Here is a 17,950-nt window from a genome sequence, read left to right as displayed (position 1 = left end):
ACAATCACTCCATTTGTTTTAATTCATTGTTTTCCAATTTTAATGAGTTTAATAAAAAAATTATAAATTTGAAAATAAAACAAATTAATAAGAAAAGATATGAAATGGGAAGGCCGTCGGCAAAGTTCTAATTTAGAAGATAGAAGAGGTTTATCAGGTGGTGGTAAAGCCGTTTTAGGCGGCAGTGGAATTTTAATTATAGGAGTTATTATATTTAGTCTGTTTACAGGCAAAGATCCTTCTCAACTTCTTAGTTTAATTAGTGACAATTCGCAAATTACAACTGTTGATAGTACTTCTCAAGAACTAACACCTGAAGAGGTTAAAACCGGTGAGTTTGTATCTACTATTTTAGCAGACACAGAGGAAGTCTGGGATAGAATTTTTAAAGAAAATGGTTTAACTTATAAACAACCTAAACTTGTATTGTTTACAAATGCAGTACAAACTGCGTGCGGTGGAGCAAGTTCCGCTGTAGGGCCTTTCTATTGCCCAGCTGACCAAAAAGTTTACATGGATATGTCTTTTTTTAAAGAATTAAAAGATAAATATGGAGCTAAAGGAGGTGATTTTGCCGTTGCTTATGTGATAGCTCATGAAATAGGACACCATGTACAAAATTTACTTGGAACTTCTGAAAAAATGCAGAGAGCTCAGATGGGTAAAAGTGAAAAAGAAGCAAACAAACTGTCTGTAGCTCTTGAATTGCAAGCAGATTTCTATGCCGGTGTATGGGCTCATTACGACGATAAAATAAATCATGTACTTGAAGATGGTGACATTGAGGATGCTCTTAGTGCAGCTAATGCTGTAGGTGACGATGAAATACAGAAAAAAACTCAGGGTCAGATAATACCCGATTCTTTTACCCATGGTACTTCTAAACAAAGAATGTATTGGTTTAAAAAAGGATTTACTACAGGAGATATCAGCCAAGGTGATACATTTGCTTACTTATCTAATTAAAAAGATAAATGGTATTTACTATTTACATGTATTCTGCTCAGTATAATTATTAATTCATAATGAAATTATCATTTATTACACCTATATAATAACATAAATTAAACATTTTTTATTTGTACATTTAAACTTAATTTCATAGTTTATTATATATTCACTTTTAGAATTCATGAAGGGTTTTAAACGATACATAGTTAAGCGCAAGGAAACTTTGGAGTCTATCGCTATAAATCTTAATATGAAAGTCGAAGAATTAAGACATTTTCATAATTATAATTGTGATTTAAAACATTTAATTGGTGGAAACAAAATTCCCAGACATGTAAAAGAAATATATTATCCTGCAGTAAAGAGTAATAACAATACTTTTGTAAATAACCATTCGGTAAACACGATAGTTTCATCAGATGACAATTTATTTAGTCAGCTTTACACATCTCAATTGTTACATTTTAAATGTAAAGTAACTGTAACGTCAGATAACAATGTTATTGATTTTATAAACCATTATTCTCTTCAATATTTTCATAAATCGGATGAATATTTTTACGTGGAAATAAATTATAATCTTTCACAATCAAAAAGTTCAGATCCTCTATCTGAGATAAAAGAAAAAATATATTCTAACATTTATCCATTAATGCTCGTTATTAATATAGATGGAACTATACATGATATTCATAACTTTTCCAGAATAAAAAATCGTTGGTTTAAACTTAAGAATGAAATTAAAAAAAAATATTCTATTCCGTCAATTCTTAATTTTTTAAATCGAAATGATGGTATTTATCTGAATAAAGAAAGTCTGCTTCAACGGTTAAAAAATGATTGGTTTTTGAATTCCTATTTTTTTGGAATATTTACTAATTACAATAAGGAATGGGAAATCACTAAAACAATTAATATTCCTATATCCAGTTCTTCATATACATCTTTACTTGTTAAACAAAAAATTATAAATTATTCTGAAAAGGAAAATTATATTGTTTCGGAAATCGAAAATTATGCTAAATCAGAAAATTATCTTGTACCGGATAATAATAAATATACAGCCTGTTTTACTTTAGAGCCTTTATTTCATATACCCCATAAAATATTTATAAATTGTTATTTAGAAAATCAAGCAGCTAAAAAAATATCAATTTTAATCACTCAAATAATTAAATCTTAATAAATTTCAAGCTTAAATCTTATTATTAAAATATCTTATTAACTTAAATACAGTATAAATTTTACAATTTTAATAAAATAAAATAAAATTTGTTAAAAAAATTAACTTTTTACTTTGTCAGTAAAAAAATTAATTATAATTTTATTTCTCAATTTACAATAAATATATATTATTAGACATTCTTTTTAAGAAACAATATTTTAATTAACATTAAAAAATAACATAATTACTAAAAAAATAGTAATTATAACACTAAAACTTTTAATTTTTTGGGTTTACATGATTTAACGTTTAAACATGATTTATCCCATATTCAATTTATTTAGATAAATTGAAACCAACTAATTATTATTTATCATGATAACAAAAACAACTAAAATTCTTTTTACTATTTGGTTTTTATGTAACTTAATTTCATGTGGGCAAAAAAAAGAGGCTATGCTCATGGGGAAAGAAAATTTTTTAATAACCGAAGATAATTTAGTCCCTACACTTCTCAATGATGTAAAAAAATATTCTGAAGAGCCTTTATATTATCTACATATTGTTCCTGTAAAATGTGATTACGAAATACTTATCAATGATTTCCCCATTTATAACAGTCAGAAAAGCAACAAAACCAGAATTATTTATATTAATCAAGCTATACTACAAACAGGATTACAAAAAATTTCCTATTATCTTTACCCTGAGAAAGGTGAAAAATGTTTAGTTGATTCCAGTGAACTGCAAATAAGTATATGCAAACATCAAGCCAATAAGAATGAATCTCATGAAGTTTTTATGTCATTTCCTAGTCCTAAAATTGAAATTATAAAAAGCGGGCAAAATAATAAACAAATATCTGAAGCCAGCGGACATAAAATTTATAAAAATAATCTTATGTTTCATGCTGAGGTACCTTATAAGATTAAAGGTTGGAGCAACGGTCAATATCTTAAGAGTTATGATTCTTTAGCTTTAAGGCAGGCGGTAATAGATTTCTATAAAAGCCAGTGGGAAAATTTTAAACATCACAAAAAAGATGAGATATTTTCTCTTTTTTATAAAAAAGAGAAAGAAAGAATCATTTGTGAGTATAACAGTAAAAAGCATATTGATTTAATTTTAAAATCTTATTCAAAACTTTTAAATAATACCTCTTTCTCAACTCAATCATTAGACAAGTATAAGATTTCATTTTATGGAAATGGTAAATTAGTTCGACTGGAAAGAAAAGATAAGGACTCCGTAGCCGATAAATATTTAAGCAGTAATTATGAAAATACATCAAACTCTAATTTATTGAATTATTATTTGTATCTTCCTAAAGGAAAGAACCTTAATAACGGGCTTGAGATTATTCGTTAATCTTAACCGCTAATAAACATTTTTCTTTTTTCTTGTTATTATACTTAAAAGGCTGTCAAAAAACAGCCTTTTAAATTTTTATTTTTTTATAAATAAAAAAGAGAATTAAGAACAAAGTTCTTAATTCCCCCAACAAAACCACAAAAATGCATAATTATTTTATGCTTAATTTGTATATTTTAGTACTGATTACCTTGGTTTAAGCTCAGTAATTTTTTCTTTAGGATTCATTACATTATTTACTTTTTCAACTACGATATCTTTTTCTAAATTAAAAGTGGTAGTCTGTCTTGAGTCAAGAGCAGAAGCTCCGACTTCGATTTTATAAGTACCTTTGTCTGCTATCCAAGAGCTTTTATCTGTATAAAAAGAAGCCAAATCTTTAGGATTTATAACCATTATTAGTGTCTGAGTTTCTCCTGGTAATAATAATTTGGTTTTAGCAAATGCTTTTAATTCCTTAACCGGTTTGTCTATTTTTCCAGCAGGGGCAGAAAGATATAACTGCGCAGCTTCTTTTCCTGATGTTTTACCAATATTTTTGATATCTATACTTACTGATACTTCTTTCGTAAAATCTGAATTATTTATTTTCAGGTTAGAATACTCAAACTGAGTATATGAAAGTCCATAACCGAATTCATAAGCAGGTTTTACATTAAATGTGTTGAAGTATCTATATCCAACATAAACTCCTTCTTCATAAACAACGTCTGTAGGGTTGTCTGCTGGAAAACCTTGGAAATTTCTTGCGGTAGAAACATCTTCATATTTTATAGGGAAGGTAATTGTCAATTTACCAGACGGAGAAACTTTTCCAGTAAGTACATCAGCTACAGCGTTTCCTCCTTCCTGTCCTGGCAACCAAGCTTGTAAAATCCCGTCAACCTTGTTACTCCAGCTCGCTATATCTACGGGACCTCCTACATTAATAACTACTATAACTTTTTTATTCAATGAATGAAACTCTCTGGATACATTATCTATCAAGCCTATTTCATCTTTAGTTAAATAAAAATCATCCTGTATTTTTCTGTCATCCATCTCACCTGAACTTCTGCCTATTGTCAAAATAGCTAAATCATTTTGTAAAGCACTTTTTCTAATAGTTGCAATATCAACCTGAGGTTGTGGTATCAACGGAACCAAATTCATTGGATCTGCTTTAAGCTTTTCTTTAATTTTAAGTACTTCCTGGTTTACGAAAGATTTATAGATTGCACTTAAATCAGAATCAATCTTAAATCCTGCATTTAAAAGACCATCAGTTAATGAAACCACATAAGCTTTATTTACATCTCCACTTCCTGTACCTCCGGCAACAAAATTATAAGAATAACTTCCAAAAACTGCTAATTTATTAGAGCTTGAAGTGATAGGCAAAGCTTGTTGTTTATTTTCTAATAATACCATGGCTTCTGTAGCAGCTAATCTGGCAATAGAAGCATGAGCTTTTAAATCCGGATTGTTAGAAAATTGATAATTTTTCATTTTCTGTGAAGCAAAAACCATTTCTAAAATTCTTTTCACACATACATTTAAATCTTTTTCTTTTAATGTACCTGATTTTAAGTCATTAAGTATATCTTGTTTTTGTAAAGCAATACCAGGCATTAATAAATCATTACCTGCTTTAAGCTGTTGAGAAGTATAATGTTCAGAAGCATTTCCTTTTAAAGCTTCCAAGCCTTTACTATACCCTCCTAACCAATCTGTCATTACTAAACCTTTAAAACCCCATTCATTTCTAAGAATTGTAGTTAATAAATCGTAATCAGCAGAAGTATATACTCCATTGATTTTATTGTATGAAGACATTATAGTTGCCGGATTAGATTCTTTTACAGCAATTTCAAAACCTCTGAGATATATTTCTCTTAGTGATCTTTGTGAAACATGGACATTTAATTCCATTCTGTTTTTTTCACTGTTATTGGCTGCATAATGTTTTAAAGATACACCAGAACCGTTTTTTTGAATACCATTGATCATTGAGGCTGCTATCTTCCCGGAAATTAATGGATCTTCTGAATAATATTCATAATTTCTTCCACAAAGCGGGTTTCTCATAATATTAATTGCTGGAGCCAGCTGTATATCAGACCCATATTCCAAAACTTCGTTCCCCATAGCTTCTCCAACAATTTGAACTAATGGAGAGTTCCAGGTTGATGCTAAAGCTATTCCAACGGGAAACCCTGTAGCATAAAAAGTTTTATTTGTATTTTTTCTGGTAGGACTAATCCTTACACCTGCTGGTCCATCGGTCATAACAACTGCCGGAATCCCATATTTTTCTAAAGGAAAAGTGGTACCCGCAGCTCCCGGAACTAAATATTCCGTACCTCCTACAACCATATCTTTAATCAATCCTTCAAATCCTTTCATCCCCGTCCCCATAACCAGGTCTATTTTTTCGTTAAGAGTAAGTCTGGACATTAAATCGTCAATTCTTTTACTCTCAGGTAATCGGGTATCTTCGTATTTATCAAGTTTACCATTCTTGTTTAAATCTAAGAATTCTATTCCGTCAACAATTATTTTTTGCATAGAACCAGATTCCTGTCCTGAAAGAAATGAAGTTCCTATTCCAACACTCAATAGAAGCGCTGAAAAAACTTTCATTTTTGATTTTGTTATTACTTTCATTATTTCATTTTTTTGGTGATACATTATTTATATTTACTGTATAATTAATCATACAGTTACAAGTGCCTTGATTGAATATTAAATACAAGTTTTTAGATTTATCTAAGTTAAATAATACTTGATAAACCGAGAAATAATTATAGAATTTGTATTTTTTTAAGATATGGGTGTAGTTAAGTAGCTTAATCCAAAAATGTAATTTTTGAATATTATATTCGACTTTTAAATCTGAATATTCGGATGTTATTGTGTTAAACATTCTCATTTTTACTGCTACTCTGTAGTTCCGACTATTTCTTATGAATACTAAATGTTAATATATTTATCAGAAGAATATTTTAAAAAAAGTATTTATAAAAAGATAGTTGTTGGTTTGGTTTTAGTTTTACAACCAATCATTGCTGATGTAACATACAATGATGTGTTGTATAGACACAAATATATTATTTTATTTTTTATTTTGTTTATTTTTTATCTAAAAAAAAATTCTTATTTTATGTCTCTTAAATAAATTAAAATTTAAGCTTTATTTGATTTTCTTAAACAATACTAAAATAAATGAGTGAATCATTTTAATATTTAACAAATAGAAAAAGCCTGTTAGAAACTAACAGGCTTTTTTATAAATTTAAAATTAATTTTTAATTTTCAAGTGCTTGTGCACCACTTACAATCTCGATAAGCTCGTTGGTTATAGAAGCCTGTCTGGCTTTATTGTATGAAATTATAAGATCTTGCTTCAAAGTGGTTGCATTGTCAGTAGCAGACTGCATCGCAGACATTCTGGCTCCGTGTTCTGCAGCATTAGAATCTAAAATAGCTTTAAAAAACTGGACTTTTAAAGTTTTTGGAATTAACTCTTTCAATATTTGCTCTTTAGAAGGTTCAAATATATAGTCTGTATTTAAAGAATGTTCGTTAGCCTGAGAAGATGTTTCAGTATTTAATTTGATAGGAAGAAATTGTTCTACCTGCAATAACTGAACTACAACATTTTTAAATCGGTTATATACCAATTCAATTTTATCATAATCTCCGGATATAAATCTTTCGATTATGTCGTCAGTAATTTCGGTTGCATTATCATAAGATAAAGAATCCCAAAGATTACTACAATTTTTATAGATAGGTGCTATTTTACTTAAAATATCATGGGCTTTTTTTCCTACAGTCAAAATATCTACCTGAACATTTTTGTATTTATTTTCAAGTAAATTTTTTACGGCTTTAACAACCGTTGAATTAAAAGCTCCTGCTAACCCTCTGTTAGATGTTATAGCTACAAGTAAAACTTTTTTAACTTCACCAGTTCTCATATATTCTTCCCCTACATCACTGTCAGAAGCAGAACTAACATTTGACAAGAGCTCCTGCATTTTTTCAGAATATGGACGTAAACGTTGGATAGCATCTTGTGCTCTTTTTAATTTGGCTGAAGAAACCATCATCATAGCACTCGTTATCTGCATCGTAGAGTTTACTGAGGTAATCCGGTTTCGTATTTCTTTTAATGTTGCCATTTTTCTCTTATCTGTTTATTTATCGAACTGATTATTAAGAATAATTTTTAACTACTTCAGCTATTATTGTATCTAAAGCATCAGTTATAGATTTATCTATTTTTCCGGCCTTAATATCTTTCAATAAATCGGCATGCTTAGTTCTTAATGTATCTGTTAGATTGGCTTTAAAATCACTTACCTTATTAACGGGTACTGATTTTAATAAATTTTGAGTCCCTGCATATATTATTGCTACCTGCTCTTCCACCGGCATAGGTGAATTAACAGATTGTTTTAAAATTTCAACGTTTCTTTCTCCTTTAGCAATCACAGCAGCTGTAGCTGCATCTAAATCGGAACCAAATTTAGCAAAAGCTTCAAGTTCCCGGTATTGTGCCTGATCGATCTTTAGTGTTCCGGAAACTTTTTTCATTGATTTAATTTGTGCTGCACCTCCTACTCTGGATACGGAAATACCAACGTTGATAGCTGGTCTTACTCCTGAGTTAAACAAATCAGATTCAAGAAAAATCTGACCATCTGTAATCGATATCACATTGGTAGGAATATAGGCAGAAACGTCTCCCGCCTGCGTTTCAATAATTGGTAACGCTGTTAAAGATCCACCTCCTTTTACTCTTCCTTTTAAAGATTCAGGTAAATCGTTCATGCTTGATGCTACTTCATCGTTAGCTATTATTTTAGCTGCCCTTTCCAATAATCTTGAATGTAAGTAAAAAACATCTCCTGGATAAGCTTCTCGTCCCGGAGGTCTTTTTAATAAAAGAGATACTTCCCGATATGCTACTGCCTGTTTAGATAAATCATCATAAATAATTAATGCAGATCTTCCGGTATCTCTGAAAAATTCTCCTATAGAGGCTCCGGCAAATGGAGCATATACCTGCATTGGAGCAGGATCTGAAGCATTGGCAGCTACTACTACTGTGTATGCCATGGCTCCTTTGTCTTCTAATGTTTTTACTATTTGTGCTACTGTAGATGCTTTTTGTGCTATTGCAACATAAATACAAAATACAGGTTCTCCTCTGTCGTAAAATTCTCTTTGATTTAATATAGTATCAATAGCTACTGTTGACTTTCCTGTCTGACGGTCACCAATAATTAACTCTCTTTGTCCTCTTCCGATCGGAATCATAGAATCTATAGCAACAATCCCTGTTTGTAATGGCTCATTTACAGGTTGACGATATATTACTCCCGGAGCTTTTCTTTCTAATGGCATTTCAAGCAATTCTCCTGTTATCGGACCTTTACCATCAATAGGAATACCTAAGGTATCAACCACACGGCCTATCATTCCATCCCCAACATTTATTGACGCTATGGTTTTAGTTCTTTTAACTATATCTCCTTCTTTTATACCGCTGGATTTTCCAAATAGCATAACCCCAACATTATCTTCTTCCAAGTTCTGAACCATTCCTTCTAATCCGTTAGAAAAACGAACCAATTCTCCTTGTTCTGCTTTACTCAATCCGTAAATACGAGCAATACCATCACCTACCTGTAATACAGTTCCTATTTCATCTAAAGAAACATTTTGATCAAAATTTGATAATTGTTGTTTTAATATTGCAGAAACTTCTGCTGGTTTTATATCTGCCATAGTGGTTCTTATTTAATAATTAATTCAAAAAATATTCTTAAAATACTTTTTCACCTAATTTTTTCTTAATATTATTTAGTTTAGTTTTAACGCTTGCATCTATTTGTTGATCTTCCATTCGTAATATGTAACCGCCTATAAGAGATGGATCTACAATATTTTCAATGATAGCCTTTTCCGGGTTAATATTCGGATCTGATGCAATAATTTTATTCAAGAATTCATCATCCAAAGGTACTGAGGAAGTTATCTCTACCCTTTGTATGCCTTTATATTCGTCATTTAGTTTTAAAACATCTTTAGATATTTCAAGTAAGATATTTTCTCTTTTATGCTTTAATACTAAAGTTATGAAATGACGGGTGGTGGCAGAAAATGATTTAAATATTTCATCGGTAATCTGAATTTTTTTCCAGGTTTCAATGATAGGAGATTTTAAAAACAATTGAAAATGCTTGTTTTCCTGAATATTCTCTATAATTGACTGCACTTCTTGAACAACTACTTCAGTTTCGTTAACTGAAAGCGCATAATCCCAAAGCCCTGAAGCATATCTTCTTGCAACTCTTGATACAGCCATGTTAGTTAAGTTTAGCTTTATTAACCAACGATTCAACTAACTTTTTCTGTTCTTCTTCTGAAGATAATTCTTTTTGAAGAACCTGTTTAGCTATATCTACAGATAAGTCTGCCACTTCACTTTTGATCTGGTTGATTGCAGAAATTCTTTCGTTATTAATACTTTCTTTGGCTGCTCTTATTATTTTATCTCCTTCATCAGATGCAGCTTCTTTAGCATCACTGATAATTTTATCTTTAATTTCACGAGCCTCTTTTAAAATACTTTCCCTCTCTAATCGAGCCTCTTTAAGTATTTTCTCGTTTTCGGATGTTAGCTTAGCCATTTCTTCTCTGGCATTTTTAGCCTCGTCTAAAGATTTTTGAATTGTATTTTCTCTGTCTTCTAAAGCTTTTAGAATAGGTTTCCAGGCAAATTTCCCTAATAATATCAATAAGACAATGAAGGATATTGTCATCCAAAATACTAATCCAATTTCAGGTGTTAATAAATCCATATCTATTTATTTTACTCTTTATATAATAATTAATTTTTTCTTATAAGAAAAACCCGAATAACCAACCGTTAAATTCGGGTTTTCATTTTTTTTGTCTTACTTAATCAAAGAAACAACTATTGCAAATAATGCAACCGCCTCGATTAATGCAGCTAAAATTAAAGCTGAAGACTGGATTTTTCCTTGAGCTTCCGGTTGTCTTGCAATTGCTTCCATAGCTTTACCGCCAATTAAACCAATTCCTAAACCTGCTCCAATAGCAGCTAAACCTGCTCCAATTACTGAAATTCCCATAATTTCGATGTTTATATTTATATAATTTAAATTAATGTTCTTCGTGATGCTCTTCTGTAGCCATTCCAAAATACAAGGCTGATAAGGTTGTAAATATGTATGCTTGTAAAGCTGTAACTAATATTTCAATTACACTTATAAATACAACTGCTATAATTGATGCAGGTGCAACTAAATAAGATTTAAATACAAATATCAGAGAAACCAAACTTAAAATAATGATATGTCCAGCTGTAATATTAGCAAATAGACGAACCATCAAAGAAAATGGTTTTGTAAACATTCCTATCAGTTCGATTGGAGCCAAAAATATTTTCATAGGTACGGGTACTCCCGGAGCCCAGAAAATATGCTTCCAATAATTTTTATTCCCACTGAAGGTTGTTATTATAAAAGTAAATACAGCTAATGTACATGTTACAGCAATATTTCCAGTTAAGTTAGCTCCAAAAGGAAAAAAAGGTATAAGCCCCATTACATTATTTAACCATACAAAGAAAAATACGGTTAATAAATAAGGCATATATTTTTTATATTTTTTTTCTCCTATATTTGGAATTGCTATATCATCTCTAACAAAAACTACAAGCGGCTCAATTACTTTTGCAGCTCCCTTAGGTACTCCTTTATACTTACTTGTTTTGTAAAACCTACCTGCAGAGATGGCTACAACTAATAAAAGTATTAATGATAACCACATTGAAAATACATTTTTAGTTATTGAAAAATCCCATGGCTTTTTATTTATTGGATGATGCTGATCATCTAAATGAACAATTTTAGCTGATTCGGTAATATAATCACCCTGATCATTTTTCTTGGAATTAGCATAATAAATTTTTTCATGGAATTTGGTAAATTTCATTCCATTTTTTTCTACAATAACTTCACCACTATCATCTCCATGAAATTCTTTTGATGAAAAAGTTACCAGCCCATTTTCTGTCCATAAAATTATAGGCAAATGAATGGTTAAATCATGTCCCCAGATATCAAACTGATGTGAATCTTTAACATGGTGCATGGCAGTTTCTGTAGGATTGAATTCTTCTGAATGTTTTTCGCCACCCGAAGCTAAAGCTAAATTTACTGTAAAAAGTAGAGTTAAAATACTTAATATAAATCTTTTCATATTTCTCATTCGTAGGTTTGCAAATATAATTATTTTTAGCAAAATTCCAATATATATGATTTTAATCATACAGTTAAGCTGTAGACTTTCCGTATTTATTTAATTTTAAAATAAATATAATCTCTATAATCATCAATATTATATAAATAAGACAAATTATAACAATCAATTCCTTTACAATTTGCGGATATTTGTAACAACCATATAATAATATCGCATTCTTCAGTAATGAACAGAATAAATACATAAATAGTATTTTACCTTTATCTATAATAGCGGCTGTTAAAGCTCCAAAATAGACAAAAACAGAGGAAAAACTTATAATAATATAGGAATTTGAAGTAAAATGCTTTAAAGATGCATTAGCCCAATTATATGTATTTATCAATATATAAAAGATAATAGCTAAAAGAATGTTTATAAATAAATATAAGAACGTATTTTTTTTCATTTTTGTTTTTTTATTATTTGTCTTATTACACTGAACAAGCCTAACCCTATTCCTAATAGACTGAATATGATAATAAACAAAGGATTATTATTATTGTATTTTTTATCCATATAAAAACCTGCTCCTGCAAAAAGTAAAATCGTAACTAAAAGTTGCATTCCTAATCCAGAATAAAACGCATAATCTTTCATTTATTATTTAATATAATAAGCAAAGGTAGATATTAACTTATCAGAATCAAAAAATATTAATATATAAATATGGCTTTACAAAGCCTGTTTAATAATACAATTTTTTACGTACAAGAAAGTTACCTTTAAAGTAAAAACAAAAAAAATTTGCAGTTCCCGAACAAATGCTTAAATTTGCAATCCATTTTTATGGAAAAGTTACGCAATTATGATATCCTATTTTCATCATTAAAGCTTGGTAAACATAGCTTTAAGATGTTTGCTGATCAAAAGTTTTTTGATTTATTTACTTTTGAGCAGGAATTCAAAGAGCCTAAAATTGAAGTAGATGCAACGCTTACTAAACATTCTTCATTTTTAGAGCTTGAAATTAAAACAGAAGGAAAAGTTCAATTAGAATGTGATATTTCCGACGAAGTTTATGTTGAATCTGTTCATAACATAATTAAAACTTTGGTCAAATTCGGTGAAGAATTTGATGACAGTAACGAAGAGGTTTTAATCATTCCTATGGGGGCTTATAGCGTTAATATTGCCCAGTTTATATTTGAAAGCGTACTTTTATCCATACCTATGAAGCGTATTCATCCCAGATATGCCGAAGGCTATAAAGATGAATATACAGACCTAATTGAAAAATACAGTCTACCTGATGAAGGTGACACAGAAACAGAATAAAAATAAAAAATATACTTAAGGAATTATGGCACATCCTAAAAGACGTCAGTCATCTACAAGAAGAGATAAAAGAAGAACTCATTACAAAGCATCAGTTCCTCAATTAGCAAAATGTTCTGCTACCGGTGAATTACACCTATTTCACAGAGCATACTGGCATGAAGGTAAACTTTATTACAGAGGTAAAGTAGTAATGGAAAAAAATGTTGAAGAAGTAGAAGATTAATAATATCTAACTGATTCAATTTGAGAAATATAACCATTTAATTAATATGTTAAATGGTTTTTTTGTGTATTAACAAATTTACTTTATATTTGAAACAATAATAAAAGCTTTAGCTCATGGACATTAAAGACATTCAAAATTTAATAAGATTTGTATCTAAATCTGATGTTGCAGAAGTAACTTATAAAACTGAGGATTTTGAGATTTCAATAAAAACCAATAATGGTTCAGTAGTCTATACCCCATCGGTTTCTCAACAACAGATACAATCTTTACCACAGGTTTCTGCACCGGCTGAACAGCCTTCTGCTCCTGCCACTGTCCCTGCTTCTACAGAAGATACTTCTAAATATATAACAATTAAATCACCCATGATCGGAACTTTCTACAGAAAGCCATCACCGGATAAAAGCGTTTTTACAAATGTTGGAGATACGGTAAGCATAGGAAGTGTGGTTTGTGTTATAGAAGCAATGAAATTATTTAACGAAATAGAATCAGAAGTGTCTGGTAAGATTGTAAAAATCTTAGTAGATGATGCTTCTCCAGTAGAATTCGATCAACCTTTATTTTTAGTAGACCCATCTTAAAATTATTGATTTATGTTTAAGAAAATTCTGATTGCAAACAGAGGGGAAATTGCTATGCGAATTCTCAGGACTGCTAAAGAAATGGGAATAAAAACTGTTGCTGTTTATTCTACTGCTGATGCTCAAAGTCTGCATCTTCGATTTGCAGATGAAGTAGTTTGTATTGGTCCTGCGGCCAGTAAAAATTCTTATTTAAACCCATTAAATATTTTGGCTGCAGCTGAAATAACCAATGCAGATGCAATACATCCTGGGTATGGATTCTTATCTGAAAATGCAAATTTTTCCAGATCCTGCCAAAAAATGGGAATTAAATTTATAGGTGCTACACCTGAAAATATTGATAGAATGGGTGATAAAGCTTCAGCAAAAGCAACAATGAAAGAAGCTGGAGTTCCTACCGTTCCTGGTTCTGAAGGACTTATCGGGTCTTACGAAGAAGCTAAAAAGATAGCGAAAGAAATTGGTTATCCTGTGATGATTAAAGCTACAGCAGGTGGTGGTGGAAAAGGTATGCGTGCTATCTGGAAAGAGGAAGACCTTACTAAATCATGGGAATCTGCTGTTCAGGAAGCCGAAGCTGCTTTTGGTAACGGTGGTATGTACATGGAAAAACTTATTGAAGAACCCAGACATATAGAAATTCAAATTGCCGGAGATAAATATGGAAAAGCTATTCACTTATCTGAAAGAGATTGTTCTGTACAAAGAAGGCATCAAAAATTAACCGAAGAAACTCCTTCCCCTTTCATGACTGATGAACTTCGTGAAGAGATGGGTAAAGCGGCTATAAAAGCAGCTGAATATATCGGTTATGAAGGTGTAGGTACTATTGAATTTTTAGTTGATAAACACCGTAATTTCTATTTTATGGAAATGAATACCCGTATTCAGGTGGAACATCCAATTACTGAACAAATAACCGATCTGGATCTTATAAGACTTCAAATTGAATTAGCAGGGGGAACAAAAGTTCCGAAACATAGTTTTTACCCTAAACTTCACTCTATTGAATGCAGAATAAATGCTGAAGATCCTTATAATGACTTCAGACCTTCCCCGGGAGCCATTACCGGACTGAATATTCCTGGAGGAAATGGTGTACGTATAGATACTCATGTATACTCTGGTTATAAAATACCTCCATTTTACGACTCTATGATTGCTAAGCTTATTGTTACTGCTCCAACCAGAGATGAGGCAATACTTAAAATGAAAAGAGCTCTTGATGAATTTTATATTGAGGGTGTTAAAACAACTATACCTCTTCATAAACAATTAATGGAAGATTCTAATTTTATTGACGGTAATTACACGACTAAATTTATGGAAGATTTTATACTTGATGAAAATTATAACAATCATTAAATTTAAAAATATATTTAAAATAAAAAAGCTGCTAATCAATTAGCAGCTTTTTTATTTGATTTAATAACTTTTATAATAAAAGTTATTTCTATTTTTTAATCTTCATCATCTTCATCAGAAATGGCTTCAGCATCATGATTTTCGTAAGTATCTTCTTCTTCATCATCAAACGTTTCTGTTTCATCTTCAAATTTGATATCCAGATCTACATCATCCACTCCTCCAAAATCATCTATATCTGGAGATAAAGAGAATTTTTTATCTGGTGCTTTCAATGGCATTTTCCCAAATCTGTACACTGTCAGAGGGTAATTCCCTATAGCTTTTTTATCAACTATATCCAGTAATTCTACATAAAATGACCACATTTTCATAAAGTCGTAAACGAAAAGCATTCGGTCTCCTACTTTTGAAAAAGCTTCTTTGATATAAACATCAGACATTGTTTCCCCATCACCTTCATCTGACATATCCTCTAAAGGAACCTCTTGCCCCTGGTTCCAGTTTCCGTCAGATTTATAAAATGAAGCTAACTCATCTCCTTGTAAACTGAAAGCGCTTTTAATACCTTCGTACAAATTCCACAAAGTTTGTAATTCTTTAATCTCAATATCCCGAAAAACGTCATCTTCGGTTTCAAGGATTACTCTAATTTTATAAATCATACTGAGTTTAGTTTTTTTGTTTCAAATTTAATTTTTTTCCTAATTCTAACATATAATCGAATGAATTTTTATACTCATTTTTTATAACTCCTTCTAATATTGCTTCTTTTATCGCTTCTTTGATTATTCCTATTTGTTTTCCTTCTAAAATTTCAAATGTATTCATTATGTCATTTCCTGAGATAGGAGGTTGAAAATTTCGTATTTTATCTTTTTCTTCTACTTCCTTAATCTTTCGCTCTACGTATTCAAAGTTCTTTTTAAATTGAGCCTGTTTTTTTTCATTCTTTGTCGTGATATCTGCTTTACACAAAAGAAACAAATCTTCCATATCATCCCCAGAATCAAAAAGTAAACGTCTTAATGCGCTATCAGTGGCATCATCGGTAATTAACGATATTGGTCTGGAACTATATTGTACTAGTTTCTGGACATATTTGAGAGAATCGCCCAGAGGTAACTTTAATCTTTTAAATATAGTAACGACCATTTTGCTACCAACAAATTCATGGGAATGAAAAGTCCAACCTATTTTTTTATCAAAACGCTTAGTTCTTGCTTTACCAATGTCATGAAGTAATGCCGCCCAACGTAACCATAAATTATCAGTTGTTTGACTTATATTATCCACTACCTCCAATGTATGAAAAAAATTATCTTTATGCTTCTGTCCTTCAATCTCTTCAATTCCCTGCAAATCGGTAAGTTCCGGCAAAAATCTTTCCAGAAGCCCTGCTTCGAATAACAATTTAAGTCCTATACCTGGCTGAGGAGTCATCATTATCTTATTAAATTCATCTGCAACTCTTTCTTTGGAAAGAATATCAAAACGTACGGCATTCCTTCTTATAGCTTCGAATGATTTTTCTTCAATTTGGAAACCTAATCTTGTAGCAAAACGAATAGCTCTAATCATACGAAGAGGATCGTCAGAATAAGTTATATCAGAATCTAGGGGTGTACGAATAATCTTGTTATTTAAATCATTTAATCCATTAAACGGATCAATAAGCATTCCGTAATCATCTTCATTTAGACTTATTGCTAAGGCATTTATTGTAAAATCTCTTCTTTTTTGATCATCTTCTATAGTTCCGTTTTCCACAAAAGGCTTACGACTGTCGGGAGTATAACTTTCCTTACGGGCACCTACAAATTCAATATCGCAATTTTTTATATTGACCATAGCGGTACCGAAACGTTTAAAATAGGAAACCTTGGGTCTAGGCTTATAAGTTTCAGCTAAAATAGTAGCTAATTCTATTCCACTTCCTTCAGTAACTATATCAATATCTTTAGCCTCAGTATTACCTAATAAATAATCACGAACAAAACCACCAATGACAAAAGTTCTTTGCTTTTTTTCACTTGCAATTTTTGATAGCTGTTTAAATATAGGTGCTTGTATAGCCTGAGTTAAATCCATGAAATATTTATTCTCTTATTCTCTTATTATCTTAATTTTTCCATCTACAGAAAGTTGTATCACCGAAGATCCCGGGTACAAACTTTTTTCTTCACGGCGCAAATTTATTATATAATCCACACCTTCCAAAATTTTACTTGAAATTGAGTCAAATTTTTCCGGAGATGGCTGTCCACTTAAGTTAGCTGAAGTAGACACTAACGGTTTATTTAACTTAGATATTAATTTCTTACAAAATTCATCTTTAGTGAGTCTTATTCCTATTGTATTATTCTCAGATATTAAGTTTGGAGGTAAATTTTTAGGGTTATCATAAACAATAGTTAACGGTTTTTCGGACATATCAATTAAATCCCAGGCTAATGTAGGTACTTCAACAATGTTTTGCAACCGTCTTTCATTCTCAACCAATAGTATTAAGTTTTTACCCTTCTCCCGATTTTTTAATTTATATATTTTATTTACAGCTTCTTCATTAGTAGCATCGCAGCCTATACCCCATATTGTATCTGTAGGGTAAAGAATAATTCCTCCTTGTTTTAAGACTTCTACTGCTCTTTCTATTTCTTCCTTCATTATAAAATTAAA

The 17,950-nt window shown here is 30.6% G+C and carries 18 protein-coding genes; 7 read left to right on the top strand and 11 right to left on the bottom strand.

Annotation, left to right across the window (positions count from 1 at the left end):
• Positions 1-99: 99 nt before the first annotated feature.
• The 3 genes from EQ921_RS12445 (at position 100) to EQ921_RS12435 (ending at position 3,484) form a co-directional block, all read left to right on the top strand.
• Positions 100-966 (top strand): neutral zinc metallopeptidase, encoded by an 867-nt coding sequence (locus EQ921_RS12445; protein ID WP_128151932.1) that lies wholly within the window; start codon positions 100-102, stop codon positions 964-966.
• Between the two features lie 235 nt (positions 967-1,201).
• Positions 1,202-2,134 carry a hypothetical protein gene (locus EQ921_RS12440; protein WP_128331877.1) on the top strand — a complete coding sequence of 311 codons (933 nt, stop codon included), beginning with the start codon at positions 1,202-1,204 and terminating at the stop codon, positions 2,132-2,134.
• A gap of 357 nt (positions 2,135-2,491) precedes the next feature.
• A complete protein-coding gene (locus EQ921_RS12435) occupies positions 2,492-3,484 on the top strand; it encodes a hypothetical protein (RefSeq protein WP_128151928.1) in 993 nt (330 codons plus the stop codon).
• Positions 3,485-3,673: 189 nt separating this feature from the next.
• On the opposite strand, the gene EQ921_RS12430 is transcribed toward EQ921_RS12435, so the two are convergent.
• The 8 genes from EQ921_RS12430 to EQ921_RS12395 form a co-directional block, all read right to left on the bottom strand.
• Entirely contained in the window at positions 3,674-6,133 is a 2,460-nt protein-coding gene (locus EQ921_RS12430) for a glycoside hydrolase family 3 protein (RefSeq protein ID WP_128331876.1), read from the bottom strand.
• A gap of 641 nt (positions 6,134-6,774) precedes the next feature.
• Complete coding sequence (atpG, locus tag EQ921_RS12425; protein ID WP_128151925.1) at positions 6,775-7,653, bottom strand: ATP synthase F1 subunit gamma; 879 nt, start codon at positions 7,651-7,653, stop codon at positions 6,775-6,777.
• A gap of 34 nt (positions 7,654-7,687) precedes the next feature.
• Positions 7,688-9,265 (bottom strand): F0F1 ATP synthase subunit alpha, encoded by a 1,578-nt coding sequence (atpA, locus tag EQ921_RS12420; RefSeq protein ID WP_128151923.1) that lies wholly within the window; start codon positions 9,263-9,265, stop codon positions 7,688-7,690.
• Between the two features lie 37 nt (positions 9,266-9,302).
• The gene (gene atpH, locus EQ921_RS12415) at positions 9,303-9,845 is read right to left on the bottom strand and encodes an ATP synthase F1 subunit delta (protein WP_128151921.1); all 543 of its coding nucleotides are present in this window, start codon (positions 9,843-9,845) and stop codon (positions 9,303-9,305) included.
• 1 nt (position 9,846) lies between these two features.
• Positions 9,847-10,341: a F0F1 ATP synthase subunit B gene (locus tag EQ921_RS12410; RefSeq protein ID WP_128151919.1), complete on the bottom strand. Its 495-nt coding sequence runs from the start codon at positions 10,339-10,341 to the stop codon at positions 9,847-9,849.
• Positions 10,342-10,437: 96 nt separating this feature from the next.
• Positions 10,438-10,635, bottom strand: coding sequence for an ATP synthase F0 subunit C (gene atpE / locus EQ921_RS12405; RefSeq protein ID WP_128151916.1), 198 nt, complete (start codon positions 10,633-10,635; stop codon positions 10,438-10,440).
• A 31-nt stretch (positions 10,636-10,666) separates the two neighbouring features.
• Positions 10,667-11,767, bottom strand: a complete 1,101-nt coding sequence (gene atpB / locus EQ921_RS12400) for a F0F1 ATP synthase subunit A (RefSeq protein WP_228427607.1) — start codon at positions 11,765-11,767, stop codon at positions 10,667-10,669.
• A gap of 447 nt (positions 11,768-12,214) precedes the next feature.
• On the bottom strand, positions 12,215-12,409 hold the full coding sequence (locus tag EQ921_RS12395) for an AtpZ/AtpI family protein (protein ID WP_128151914.1): 195 nt from the start codon (positions 12,407-12,409) through the stop codon (positions 12,215-12,217).
• 189 nt (positions 12,410-12,598) lie between these two features.
• Between EQ921_RS12395 and EQ921_RS12390 the strand changes: the two genes are divergently transcribed.
• From EQ921_RS12390 to accC, 4 genes are all read left to right on the top strand, one after another.
• On the top strand, positions 12,599-13,087 hold the full coding sequence (locus EQ921_RS12390) for a DUF177 domain-containing protein (RefSeq protein ID WP_128331875.1): 489 nt from the start codon (positions 12,599-12,601) through the stop codon (positions 13,085-13,087).
• Between the two features lie 25 nt (positions 13,088-13,112).
• A complete protein-coding gene (rpmF, locus tag EQ921_RS12385) occupies positions 13,113-13,313 on the top strand; it encodes a 50S ribosomal protein L32 (protein ID WP_128151910.1) in 201 nt (66 codons plus the stop codon).
• Positions 13,314-13,429: 116 nt separating this feature from the next.
• On the top strand, positions 13,430-13,903 hold the full coding sequence (gene accB / locus EQ921_RS12380) for an acetyl-CoA carboxylase biotin carboxyl carrier protein (RefSeq protein WP_128151908.1): 474 nt from the start codon (positions 13,430-13,432) through the stop codon (positions 13,901-13,903).
• A gap of 12 nt (positions 13,904-13,915) precedes the next feature.
• A complete protein-coding gene (gene accC / locus EQ921_RS12375) occupies positions 13,916-15,271 on the top strand; it encodes an acetyl-CoA carboxylase biotin carboxylase subunit (protein ID WP_128151906.1) in 1,356 nt (451 codons plus the stop codon).
• Positions 15,272-15,366: 95 nt separating this feature from the next.
• Here accC and EQ921_RS12370 read toward each other — a convergent pair whose 3' ends face one another.
• From EQ921_RS12370 to EQ921_RS12360, 3 genes are read right to left on the bottom strand one after another with little or no spacing between them, the layout of a single operon-like run.
• Positions 15,367-15,936, bottom strand: coding sequence for a hypothetical protein (locus EQ921_RS12370; protein WP_128151904.1), 570 nt, complete (start codon positions 15,934-15,936; stop codon positions 15,367-15,369).
• Positions 15,937-15,943: 7 nt separating this feature from the next.
• Entirely contained in the window at positions 15,944-17,362 is a 1,419-nt protein-coding gene (locus EQ921_RS12365) for a CCA tRNA nucleotidyltransferase (protein WP_128331874.1), read from the bottom strand.
• A 15-nt stretch (positions 17,363-17,377) separates the two neighbouring features.
• Positions 17,378-17,926: an L-threonylcarbamoyladenylate synthase gene (locus EQ921_RS12360; protein WP_128153329.1), complete on the bottom strand. Its 549-nt coding sequence runs from the start codon at positions 17,924-17,926 to the stop codon at positions 17,378-17,380.
• Between the last annotated feature and the right edge of the window lie 24 nt (positions 17,927-17,950).

Source organism: Apibacter sp. HY039 (assembly GCF_004023655.1).
GTDB classification, from domain to species: domain Bacteria; phylum Bacteroidota; class Bacteroidia; order Flavobacteriales; family Weeksellaceae; genus Apibacter; species Apibacter raozihei.
The sequence above is the reverse complement of the archived record's forward strand: the minus strand, read 5'-3'. Positions and strand labels throughout refer to the sequence as shown.

What these genes read in the sequence shown, in the direction of transcription:
- rpmF (WP_128151910.1), top strand. Translation starts at nt 13,113, where the DNA reads ATGGCACATCCTAAAAGACGTCAGTCATCTACAAGAAGAGATAAAAGA.
- EQ921_RS12440 (WP_128331877.1), top strand. Translation starts at nt 1,202, where the DNA reads ATGAAAGTCGAAGAATTAAGACATTTTCATAATTATAATTGTGATTTA.
- atpA (WP_128151923.1), bottom strand. Translation starts at nt 9,265, where the DNA reads ATGGCAGATATAAAACCAGCAGAAGTTTCTGCAATATTAAAACAACAA.
- atpG (WP_128151925.1), bottom strand. Translation starts at nt 7,653, where the DNA reads ATGGCAACATTAAAAGAAATACGAAACCGGATTACCTCAGTAAACTCT.
- EQ921_RS12430 (WP_128331876.1), bottom strand. Translation starts at nt 6,133, where the DNA reads ATGAAAGTAATAACAAAATCAAAAATGAAAGTTTTTTCAGCGCTTCTA.
- EQ921_RS12395 (WP_128151914.1), bottom strand. Translation starts at nt 12,409, where the DNA reads ATGAAAGATTATGCGTTTTATTCTGGATTAGGAATGCAACTTTTAGTT.
- atpE (WP_128151916.1), bottom strand. Translation starts at nt 10,635, where the DNA reads ATGGGAATTTCAGTAATTGGAGCAGGTTTAGCTGCTATTGGAGCAGGT.
- EQ921_RS12445 (WP_128151932.1), top strand. Translation starts at nt 100, where the DNA reads ATGAAATGGGAAGGCCGTCGGCAAAGTTCTAATTTAGAAGATAGAAGA.
- accC (WP_128151906.1), top strand. Translation starts at nt 13,916, where the DNA reads ATGTTTAAGAAAATTCTGATTGCAAACAGAGGGGAAATTGCTATGCGA.
- atpH (WP_128151921.1), bottom strand. Translation starts at nt 9,845, where the DNA reads ATGGCTGTATCAAGAGTTGCAAGAAGATATGCTTCAGGGCTTTGGGAT.
- EQ921_RS12370 (WP_128151904.1), bottom strand. Translation starts at nt 15,936, where the DNA reads ATGATTTATAAAATTAGAGTAATCCTTGAAACCGAAGATGACGTTTTT.
- EQ921_RS12435 (WP_128151928.1), top strand. Translation starts at nt 2,492, where the DNA reads ATGATAACAAAAACAACTAAAATTCTTTTTACTATTTGGTTTTTATGT.
- EQ921_RS12390 (WP_128331875.1), top strand. Translation starts at nt 12,599, where the DNA reads ATGGAAAAGTTACGCAATTATGATATCCTATTTTCATCATTAAAGCTT.
- accB (WP_128151908.1), top strand. Translation starts at nt 13,430, where the DNA reads ATGGACATTAAAGACATTCAAAATTTAATAAGATTTGTATCTAAATCT.
- EQ921_RS12410 (WP_128151919.1), bottom strand. Translation starts at nt 10,341, where the DNA reads ATGGATTTATTAACACCTGAAATTGGATTAGTATTTTGGATGACAATA.
- atpB (WP_228427607.1), bottom strand. Translation starts at nt 11,767, where the DNA reads ATGAAAAGATTTATATTAAGTATTTTAACTCTACTTTTTACAGTAAAT.
- EQ921_RS12365 (WP_128331874.1), bottom strand. Translation starts at nt 17,362, where the DNA reads ATGGATTTAACTCAGGCTATACAAGCACCTATATTTAAACAGCTATCA.